Origin of the sequence: Mesorhizobium sp. KR1-2 (assembly GCF_040045035.1) — a bacterium.
Lineage (GTDB): Bacteria > Pseudomonadota > Alphaproteobacteria > Rhizobiales > Rhizobiaceae > Pseudaminobacter.
Genome location: NZ_JBDZDS010000022.1, coordinates 1 through 10267, shown reverse-complemented (window position 1 = coordinate 10267; position 10267 = coordinate 1). Strand labels below are relative to the sequence as shown.

General features: G+C 61.7%; 9 protein-coding genes and 1 pseudogene. 1 reads left to right on the top strand and 9 read right to left on the bottom strand.

The genetic code is table 11. The features are described from left to right. Window positions 1-145 precede the first annotated feature (145 nt). Window positions 146-289 (top strand): annotated as a pseudogene (locus tag ABLE85_RS23675) (IS6 family transposase); the annotation flags it as partial. Between the two features lie 132 nt (window positions 290-421). Here the strand turns inward: ABLE85_RS23675 and ABLE85_RS23670 are convergent. The 9 genes from ABLE85_RS23670 to ABLE85_RS23630 are packed head-to-tail and all read right to left on the bottom strand — an operon-like array spanning window position 422 to window position 9499. After that, on the bottom strand, window positions 422-2158 hold the full coding sequence (locus ABLE85_RS23670; protein WP_348795161.1) for a chemotaxis protein: 1737 nt from the start codon (window positions 2156-2158) through the stop codon (window positions 422-424). 8 nt (window positions 2159-2166) lie between these two features. Further along, on the bottom strand, window positions 2167-3252 hold the full coding sequence (locus ABLE85_RS23665; protein WP_348795160.1) for a chemotaxis response regulator protein-glutamate methylesterase: 1086 nt from the start codon (window positions 3250-3252) through the stop codon (window positions 2167-2169). A 10-nt stretch (window positions 3253-3262) separates the two neighbouring features. Continuing rightward, the gene (locus ABLE85_RS23660; protein WP_348795159.1) at window positions 3263-4114 is read right to left on the bottom strand and encodes a CheR family methyltransferase; all 852 of its coding nucleotides are present in this window, start codon (window positions 4112-4114) and stop codon (window positions 3263-3265) included. A gap of 8 nt (window positions 4115-4122) precedes the next feature. Further along, window positions 4123-4617: a chemotaxis protein CheW gene (locus ABLE85_RS23655; RefSeq protein WP_348795158.1), complete on the bottom strand. Its 495-nt coding sequence runs from the start codon at window positions 4615-4617 to the stop codon at window positions 4123-4125. Continuing rightward, window positions 4617-6305: a methyl-accepting chemotaxis protein gene (locus tag ABLE85_RS23650; RefSeq protein ID WP_348795157.1), complete on the bottom strand. Its 1689-nt coding sequence runs from the start codon at window positions 6303-6305 to the stop codon at window positions 4617-4619. Before ABLE85_RS23650 ends, ABLE85_RS23655 begins: the two co-directional genes overlap by 1 nt. A 32-nt stretch (window positions 6306-6337) precedes the next feature. Then, window positions 6338-6832 (bottom strand): chemotaxis protein CheW, encoded by a 495-nt coding sequence (locus tag ABLE85_RS23645; protein WP_348795156.1) that lies wholly within the window; start codon window positions 6830-6832, stop codon window positions 6338-6340. Continuing rightward, complete coding sequence (locus ABLE85_RS23640; protein ID WP_348795155.1) at window positions 6829-8814, bottom strand: chemotaxis protein CheA; 1986 nt, start codon at window positions 8812-8814, stop codon at window positions 6829-6831. Before ABLE85_RS23640 ends, ABLE85_RS23645 begins: the two co-directional genes overlap by 4 nt. Continuing rightward, a complete protein-coding gene (locus ABLE85_RS23635; protein WP_348795154.1) occupies window positions 8811-9179 on the bottom strand; it encodes a response regulator in 369 nt (122 codons plus the stop codon). Before ABLE85_RS23635 ends, ABLE85_RS23640 begins: the two co-directional genes overlap by 4 nt. Then, entirely contained in the window at window positions 9176-9499 is a 324-nt protein-coding gene (locus tag ABLE85_RS23630) for an STAS domain-containing protein (RefSeq protein ID WP_348795153.1), read from the bottom strand. The genes ABLE85_RS23635 and ABLE85_RS23630 overlap by 4 nt, the downstream gene beginning before the upstream one ends. Window positions 9500-10267 lie beyond the last annotated feature (768 nt).

Sequence of the window (10267 nt, the reverse complement as noted above, 5' to 3'; positions counted from 1 at the left end):
CCCAGTTCGTCACCTTGAACTGCATCTTGCCGATACGATGACGGTGGGCAGCATTGTGTTTGAAAGGCATAGCGGTGACTGGGCGATTGTTTCGATCGCCGCTCTATACAGCGCAACTGTTAAATGATCGGTGCACCAATGCCCAGGAGCAATGCAACGCTTCGTTTCGATCTTCTCGGCGCTGCGCAATCTCTTTGTTCCACCTCGCTCAAAACGTTTCGCCCTCGCCACACATATTCATCGCCTGCAGGCCATGGCGGAATGGAAAGCCGTGACCGTGATCAACTGACATCAGTGGCCGCAGGTCTCAACACGTTTATATGCAGACAACGTGACATCGCCTAGAGCGGGCAAGTCTTGAGCGCATCCCGTGGCGGCGGCGCCGCGTGGATTCGGGTGATCCACGCTCAAGCCCGCGTTCCTAGAAAAGCAAGGCGTCCAGGTCGTCTTCCTCCTCCGGCGCTTCCTCTGACGAGCCGACAGAGGCCTGTTCGGGAGGTGACGGGAAAAGCGTCCTGTGGATATCCCGCTCCTGGGCCATGGAATAGATGCCGAAGATTCTCTCACCTAACTCTGCGATCGCGTCCGGATAGTTATCGTCGTCCTTCAACTGGCCGATGGCGATCTGGGATGCCAAGGCCAGGCATTCCCGCAGCGCCTCCCCCAGCTCGCTTTCAAAGTCGAGCGTGCTGATCGCCCCGCTGATTGTGGAGAAGACGTTCTGTCCATCGGCAGCAAAATCGCGCAGGCCCTCATCCACTTGCGTGCAGATGCTCCGGATGGCGCCCAGCGCATCCGCCAGCGGCACGCTGATCCGGTCTCCGTCGGCGACGACGTCGCCGCCGAACCCCTGGGAGATCTGCTCGAGCTCATGCAGCGTTGAAACGATCTTCCCGGCCGGCTGCTCGAGATGCGCGGCGAAGGTGCGAAGCTCGGCGCTGACCACGTCGACGGATCGACCAGCCTCGCCTAGCTTGTGGCAGCGAAGGGTGGAGTTCAGCGCCATATGGTGGATGTCGATCTCGATCTGCTGAATGATGCGGATACCCTCCAGAAGCGCCTGGGCCGTCATGACCACGGATGTCGCGGTGCGATCGGCGTCCGCCCCGGATGCCTCCACCTTCGAGACCAAGGCATGAGCACCAGCGACACTTTCCTCGAGCGCCCGCAGCGAGATGGCGCCCTTCGCGCCGGGCAGTCCAACGATCTTGTCCCTGATCTCAAGGACACCCTGCGCATCAGTGGCGAAACTGGACATGACACGCAGTACATCCGCGCATCCTCCCAGAAAGTCCTGCAGCGTTTGGTCCATCTGTGCGGCGGCCAGCCGCGCGACGCGCAGGCGCATCTGCGCCCCCTCGGCAGGATCGAGCTCGGACGTTTCGGCGATGAAGGCTTCCAGAATGTCGAAAGCACTTCTGATGTGCTCGATGCGCTGGCGTGTGATGTCGCCGATCTGCAGGTTCGAAAGAACGGTTGCGATCTTTCCCTGAACGCCCTTGGCCTGTTGCTTCACTTCAGCAGCCAGCAGGGCCATGGCTTGGTGCTCCTGCCCGATCTTGCCGATGTTGCGGTGCAGTTCTTCAACGATGCCAGGCACGGCGCTGGAATATTCGGCAACCATGCCGGCCGAGATCGCACGGGCCCTTACGATCTGATCCTGCATCTCCTGCAATTGCTGCCCAAAGCTTTCGACCTCCTCGGCGCCTTGCTGAATCCGCTCGCGGATTTCCTCGGCGAAACTGGAGAACTCAAATAAATGAGCGCCGGTGATCTTCATCGTCACCGCAAACGTGCGCAAATAGCGCATGATTTCCCGCATCGCTTCCACTTCACCTTGAAGACGCTGGCACAAGGCAGCGATATCGCCGAAACGCTCTCCGCGGGAGCTCTCCATTTCCGGCAGGCCGGCAAGGTCCGTCACCGTCTTCTGGATGCTCGCCATGACGGCGGACGCCGTCTCGCCATCGAGGGCGCCAGTCAGCCTGTCCATGGAGCCGATCAATTGCGCGAGCACGTCCATGATCGACGTCAGAGCGACGGCACCCTGGGTGAACCGGTCCTCGATGCGCCTGTGGGCCGTGGCCAGCCCGTCCTCGAGAAGCTGGCGGGTTTCGCCGCCGGAGACGATCTCGGAGGCATGGGCGACTGCATTCATTGTTCTAGTTACCTTTTCCTGTCGGTCGCCATGATCTCGGCGGCGATCTGGCCGAGGGGCACTATGCGGTCAACGCAGCCGCGCGCGATGGCTTCCTTGGGCATTCCAAATACGATGGAGGTCGCTTCATCCTGGGCAACGGTAAATGCGCCCGTCTGGTGAAGCTCATCCATGCCGCGGGCGCCGTCGTCGCCCATGCCGGTCATGATGACGCCGATGGCGTTGGAACCGGCGGAATTCGCGGCCGAACGAAAGAGGACGTCGACCGAGGGCCGGTGGCGCGAGACGAGAGGCCCGTTGCGGATCGAAACGTGATAGCGCGCGCCACAGCGCTCCAGTAGCATATGTCGATCGCCAGGAGCGATCAGCACGTGCCCACGCAGCACGGGATCGCCATCCTCTGCCTCTTTCACGGCCACTTCGCATAGCCCGTTCAGCCGGCGTGCAAAGGCTGCCGTGAACTTTTCAGGCATGTGCTGGACGATGACGATGCCTGGCGCGTTCGCGGGCAGGGCCATGAGCATTTCGCGCAGGGCTTCCGTCCCGCCGGTCGAAGCGCCAATGCAGACGACAGCCTCCGTCGTACGCGCCATGGCCCGGGTGATTGGCGGCGGCAGCACGGCATCGGCCGTCAGCTTGGCCTGCGTGCCGCTGGCCGAACCGGTGCGCGCCCTCGGCCTTCCCAGCATGCGGGCGTGAGCGGCAGCCTTGACCACCTGACAGATGCGCGCGGCCGATTCCGCCAGATGATCGGCAACCCCGATCTTCGGTTTCAAGATGACGTCGACGGCACCGGCTTCGAGAGCCTGCATCAAGGTTTCCGACCCCTCTTCGGTCAGCGACGAGCACATCACGACGGGGATCGGGCGCTGAGCCATCAGCTTGCGCAGGAAGGTGATCCCGTCCATGCGCGGCATTTCCACGTCGAGCGTTATGACATCCGGGATCTCCTCCTGGATGCGCTTGGCAGCGACATAAGGGTCGGGAGCGGCCCCGATCACTTCGATCTCCGGATCGGCCTGAAGAACCGCGCTCAGCATCTGCCGGACACTGGCAGAATCATCGATGACAAGGACCCGGATCTTCTTGCCCATATGAGTGCCCCTAGAGCTTCTTGAAGACGGTATTGGCCACCTGCCGGACCGGCAGGTCGAGGCCCGTGATCGACTCGGAATGGCCGATGAAGAGATAGCCGCCCGGCATCAGGCAGTCGCAAAGCCGGTGAAGCACCATCTTCTGCGTAGGCTTGTCGAAATAGATCAACACGTTGCGGCAGAAGATGATGTGCATCGGGTCGCCAAGGCGGTAGGCCGGATCCATCAGGTTGAGGCGTGCGAACCCCACGCGTGAGCGTAGCCTCGGGCTGACGCGAAGCGCCTGCCGTTGAGGGTTAATGGGCTGCATCAAGTATTTGCGCCTCATCTCCGTCGGCACTGGCCGCAGAATTTCGGCGTCGTAGACTGCGCGCTTGGCCTTTTCCAGCACGTCGGTACTGAGATCCGTGGCAAGGATCGTGAAATTGCCGATCTCCTGCTTCTCGACGGATTCGGCCAAGATCATTGCCATGGTATAAGGCTCGGCACCGGTAGAGCAGGCGGAACTCCAGGCGCGAATTTCCCGATGTCCCTGTCCAGCCAGATCCGGAAGTACCGTCTCCGCCAGAACATCGAAATGCTTTGGTTCGCGGAAGAAGTCCGTCTTGTTGGTGGTGACAATATCGATGAAATGGATCGTCTCGGACTGCATCCCTTCTCCAAAGAGGTAGCTGCAATAGTCGTCGAAACTGTTCATGCCGGTGGCCCGGAGGCGCCGTCTGAGGCGCCCCTCGAGCATCGTGATCTTGCTCAGCGGCATCTTGATGCCGCTGTAGTCACCGATGAAGTCAGCGAGCAAGAGGAAGTTGCGCTCGCTGAGGCGGTCATCGACCACCTCAGTCCTTGCTGAGCGTGCCGTCATGTCCGCACTCACGCGACCATACTCGCCGGCAGGGCGTCGGTCACCTCCCGGCGCTCGGATTCGGCAAAGAGGCGCGCCAGATCGACGATCACGACGAAGCCGTCCTCCCGGCGAACGACGCCGGCAATGTATTCCGACGGCCATTTGACGCCGATCTCAGGCGCGGGCTCGACCTGGTCAAGCGGGAAAGACGTCACTTCGAAAACCTTGTCGGCGACGAGGCCCAGCGGCAGCGTCCGTTCGGCGAGCGGGACGTCGAGGACGAGGATACGGGTATCCTGCGTCTTGACCGTCTTCGACATGCCGAGCTTGAGCCTGAGGTCGATGACCGGCACGCCCTGCCCGCGCACATCCTTCAGCCCCAGCAGGAAGCTGGGCCCATGCGGTATGCGCGAAGGTTCGTCGTGGTCCAGGATCTCCCGGACCACATCGACGGGGACTGCGAAGACCTGTCTGTCGAGACTGAACGTCACGAACTGGCCTTCAAACGAATTCCCAGCCATCAAGCGCTCTCCCGGAACTCGCGGTCCTCGCGATCGGGTCCACCCATGGACAGGTCGAGTGCAAAGCCCTTGGCCCGTGCCTGCTGGGCAGCGACGGCGTTTGCAGTCGGACGCGGCTGAGGAGCGGCCTTGGCGGACGGAGCGATGCGCGTCACATTGGTGGCAGGCTCGGCTGCCTGAAATGCGGCGGTTCCGTTGCCGTTCACCCGGAAGAAGGCGATCGACGCTTGCAGTTCTTCGGCCTGGGCGGCGAGCTCTTCGGACGTAGCCGACATCTCCTCGGACGCGCCTGCATTCTGCTGCGTCACTTGGTCGAGCTGCTGGATCGCCTCGTTGATCTGGCTGGCGCCGATGTCCTGCTCACGGCAGGCGGCGGTGATTTCCGAAACGAGTTCGGCGGTCTTGCGGATATCCGGGACAAGCCTGCCCAGCATTTCGCCGGCGTCGGCGGCAGCCTTGACCGTATCGCCGGACATGGCGCTGATCTCGGCGGCGGCCGACTGGCTGCGTTCGGCAAGCTTCCGCACTTCCGAGGCGACAACTGCAAAGCCCTTGCCATGCTCGCCGGCGCGTGCGGCCTCGACGGCGGCATTGAGGGCGAGAAGGTCGGTCTGGCGCGCGATCTCCTGCACGATGGAGATCTTCTCGGCAATCGTCCGCATGGCCTGGACAGCACGGCTCACGGCTTCACCGGAGGCTTCGGCGTCCTTGGAAGACTGACGCGCGATCTTCTCGGTCTGTGCGGCATTGTCGGCGTTCTGCTTGATGTTGGCCGCCATCTGTTCCATCGACGCGGAGGCTTCCTCGGCTGCGGAGGCCTGCTCGGTTGCGCCCTGGCTGACCTGCTCGGATGCAGAAGAGAGTTGCTGGCTGCCGGCCGAAACGTTGCTGGAAGCCGTCAGTGCATCGCCGACCACGCCGCGCAGACGCTCGATCATCACATTGACATTGCCGAGCAGCGCGCCGATTTCGTCCTGATTGGTGATTTCGGCCATCTTGGTGAGATCGCCCTCGGCGACATCGGCAACGGCCGTGGTCGCGCGGCGCAGGCCTTTGCTGATGGTGAGCGAGATCCAGATGGCGGCGGCGATCGCGATCAGCACGGCGAAAGCGGCGGCAGCCGTCATCATCATGCGGGTCGTATCATAGAGTTGCATTGCTGCGGTGCTGGCGTCCTGCAGTCGGCTTTCCTCGAGTTCGACGATTTCGCCGAGGATCGCATCCATTTCATTGGCGTTGGCCCGCGCTGTCGTGATCGAGACGTTCTGGGCCGCAAGAGTATTGCCGGCGGCGAGGAAATTGCGGATCTGCTGTTCGGCTTCATCCGACTGCACGGCGAGAGCGCGCAATATGGCCCAGCGCGCCTTGCCCTGTTCGGTCGCCTTGGCTTCGGCTTCCGCAAGCATACTGTCGAAGACCTTGCGGGCGGCGTCGCCCTTGGTGCGGGCGCCTTCGGCTTCTTTCTCGGTATCGGCGGCAAGCAGGTTCTTCTGCTGACGGATCGCCTGCAACTGCTGGACGTTGATCTGCTCTGCCATCTTCAGCCGCGCGACCGGACCCTGCAGAACCTGTTCGAGATTGTCGTTGAGGGTGCCGAGGCTCAGAATGCCGTACCCAGCGGTACAGAGCAGCAGCAGGATGACGAAGCTGAAGGCAATCGCCAGTTTAAGCTTGATCGTAAATCGCATAATCGAAAGTCCTTTTCGCTGAACCGGGGGTTTTAGGCCTGTTTCCGGAAGGAGAAGATGGCTTCGAGATCCGGGAAGATGATGAACTCTCCTTCCCGCTTGACGAGGCAATGGATGTAGTCCGACCGCCAGCGCATCCCGACGCGCGGCGGCGGCTCGCAGGCCGTCCGTGGCAGGGTGGTCACCTCGTTGACCTTGTCGGTTAGGAGGCCGACCAGAACCGCTTCGCCGCCGAGATCGAGCGAGATGACGATGATCCGGCTGTCGATCGTCGGCTCCCGCGGCTCCATGCCGAAGGGCAGGCGGACGTCGGCAAGCGGTATCACCCGACCCCGGAAGTTGATCACCTTGCCGACAAAGCGCGGCGCACCCGGGACCAGGGTCTCCGGAACGAGGTCCAGTATTTCCTGCACGACGCTGGCCTCGAGTGCGAAGGTCTCGCCATTGAGGTCGAAGGTCAGGACCTCGAGAAGGTCCTGCTCTTGCCAGCGGCTGTCGAACTTTGGTTTCTTAGCAAGTTGCATCATCCTGCGGCGCGCAGACGCGCCTCCTCTTGTTGGCCGAGCGACACCAGATGGCCGACGTCCATGATCAGGGCGACGTTGCCGTCACCGAGGATGGTCGCGCCGGAAAAGCTGGCGACGGCATGGTGGAGCTTCGACATCGACTTGATGACGGTCTGGTGGTCACCGATGATCTGATCCACCACGAGGCCGACGCGTTCCGCTCCCGTGGAGACGACCACCACCTTCTGGTGCAGTTCGGGCTCGGTTCTAGTGGAGAAAAGCTCCCGGAGCCGAATGAAGGGAACGAGGCTGTCGCGCAGCGAGATGAAGCTCCGGCCGCGGGAACGAAAATCTTCCTCCAGCGACAGTTCGAGGCATTCCTCGACCGAAGACAGCGGGATCACGTAGCGGCCGGTGCCCACGCGAACGAGAAGTCCGTCGATGATGGCCAATGTCAGCGGAATCCGCAGCGATATGGTCGAGCCGACGCCATTTTCGCTCACGATGTCGATTATGCCGCGCAGGGCCTCGACGGATTTCTTGACGACATCCATGCCGACGCCGCGACCGGACAGGTTGGTGATCTTCGCGGCGGTGGAGAAGCCGGGATGGAAAATCAGTTGAAGCAGTTCCTGGTCGGCAAGCAATTCCCCCGGCTGGACGAGGCCGGAGGCCTCCGCCTTGGCACGGACCTTCTCGCGGTTGATGCCGCGGCCGTCATCCTTGACGGTAATGATCACCTCGCCGCCGGCCTGCCTCGCCGACAGGGTTACCTTACCGGCCTCCGGTTTGCCCAAGGCTCGGCGCTCCGCCGGCGATTGAAGGCCGTGATCGATGGAGTTCCTTACGAGATGGACAAGTGGGTCGCCCAACCGCTCGATAACGGTCTTGTCGACCTCGGTCGTTTCGCCCTCGGTTACCAGGTCGATCACCTTGCCGGTTTCCCGGGACAGATCGTGGACGAGGCGGCGAAACCGCCCGAAGAGCTGCCCTATGGGAACCATGCGGAGCATCATCATGGTGTCGCGCAGCTCTTTCGACAGACGTTCGATGTCTTCTGAAACCGATCTGAGCGGAATGTCCACAGACCTGTCCGCAAGCTGGGAGAGACGCGATTGGGCGATCACCAGCTCGCCGACGCGATCCATCAGCTCGTCCAGCCGTTCGGCGGGAACACGCACGTTCTCCGCCGCCTTGGCGGCCTCTCCAGCCTTGGCGGGCGTGCCTGTCCCGGCCGGCGTACCGGATGCCGTCGCCGGCTCTTGAACGTCAGGGGCGGCCGTTTCGGGAGCCTCGACTTCGACGATCTCGAGCTCCATGTCGTCCATCACGAAGATAAAGACATCGTCGATGGCCTGGCGTGGCTGACTTGTAGTGAGGTCCACCACCCAGCCGATATGAAGGTCCCTTGCGTTCAGCTGATTGAGTGGCGGCAGAAACGAGGTGTCGGCTGTAATTTCGCAATCGCCGAGCTCTCGCAACTCGTTCAGGAGGCCGATCGGATTGGTGCCGTTGGCCATCGAATTGACCGGCAGGCGGAATACAAGGCGGTACCCTTTCTTCCCGGCGCTGTGCTGGTTTTCTTCCGCGGCCTGCGACGGAACCGCTGCCTCGGGCGTTGCCGACGACGTTCCGCCGACAGCCATGTTCAACTTCGCCAGCAACTGCTCGCCGGTTTCTCCATGGTTTCCGTCCGGCTGATCGATGAGCGCCTGCATGTGGTCGCGGGCATCCAGAACCGCGGAGACCAACTGGCTGGTCGCTTCGACCTCCCCCTTCCTGACCCGGTCGAACGCCGTCTCGCAGTGATGGGTGAAGGCTGCCAGCGCGTCGAAGCCGAACATGGCGCCGGAGCCTTTCAGCGTATGCAGGCCGCGGAAGACAGCGTCGATCTGAGCTTTGTCTCGGAGATCGTGCAGCAGGTCGAGTAGCCCCGTCTCGATCTGCTCCAGAAGTTCCGCAGCTTCCACGCGGAAGACCTGAATGGGATCCATGGTGCTCATTTGCCGAGCACCTTGCGAACGATCTTTACCAGCTGTTCCGGGTCGAAGGGCTTGGTCATCCAGCCAGTTGCACCGGCAGCCTTGGCGCGGGTCTTGAGCCCTCCGTCCGATTCCGTGGTCAGGAAGATGATGGGAAGTCCGGTATGAGCCGGCGACTTGCGCAGCTCCTCGATCATCTCCAGCCCGTTCATGTTCGGCATGTTGAGGTCGGTAACGACGAGGTCGAAAGAGTCGCTCTTGGCCTTACTGAGCCCGTCGGCTCCATCAACGGCCTCTGTGACGTTGTAGCCCGCGTTCGTCAGCGCGATCTTGGTGGTCATCCGGACGCTGGCTGAATCATCAACGGTCAAAATCCGGGCGGTCATTGGCAGTCTCCACGATGAAGCCAGAAGGATGTTGTTTCGTGTGTCTTGAGGAAGCCCGCCGCCTGCAGGACCTCCAGGAGAGCGCCTTCAGCCGGCGTTGCGAGGGAAATCGAGCGCCCGTTGCGCCCCGCATGAATGCGGGCAGATTCCACGAGCTGAACGAAGCTCAGATCGACGGCGGCGTCTGCCGGCACGTTGAGCACGACCTCCGACCGCGTCTCGAAAGCGGCAAGGATTACCTCCCGCAGAGCGTCTGCGTGGCGGATCGTCAGTGGTGGTGGGAGATCGGCGAGCGATCCCGCCGTTTCTTTCGTGGCCATGGTTTTTCTCATGATTTGGCTGGCGTCGGCGTCACGACATCATTCGGCGCCATGGCGATCCCTGCAAGACTGCGGTCTCGGCCTGAGTTCGATGCCGCATGCGCTGAGATGCATGCGGCAATGCCGGGCCAGCGCCGTTGGAATGCCCCGTGCGCTCCACGCAGCGAGGGTCCACTACCGTCTTGGAAACGACTCTTGGAGCCAAATGGGATGCTGCTGCGCATGGAAAAGTTCCGTTCTCCGCGCAACCAAAGCCCTTCCCGCTTAACCCCACCTTTCCCGAATATTAAAAAGGGTAAACCGCAGCCGCGGTTGGCCTGACCCGGCGGCTCCTCCACCAGAGCTGGAGTCGCATGGTTGATTATTCGTTAGCCCAATGCTCGGTTTTGGGGCCGGAACAAGAACTGTTCAAAATCGTACGCTAACGTTGAACGAAGCAAGAACGGCGTTTGCTTGTGTCTCCGGATTTTCGGCGCGCAGCGTCTGACCCCAGTGGAAAACTGTGGCGGCACGACAGCCGATGTTTCCACATCCCGTCTGCTCGGCAACATTCAACGGCAGTTGGTGTTGTGTGCGGAGTTGAGCAGTGGCCAGGCGCAAGATTCTCAAATCTCAGAATCGACGGGGCATTGGTGCACCGATCATTTAACAGTTACGCTGTATAGAGCGGCGATCGAAACAATCGCCCAGTCACCGCTATGCCTTTCAAACACAATGCTGCCCACCGTCATCGTATCGGCAAGATGCAGTTCAAGGTGACGAACTGGA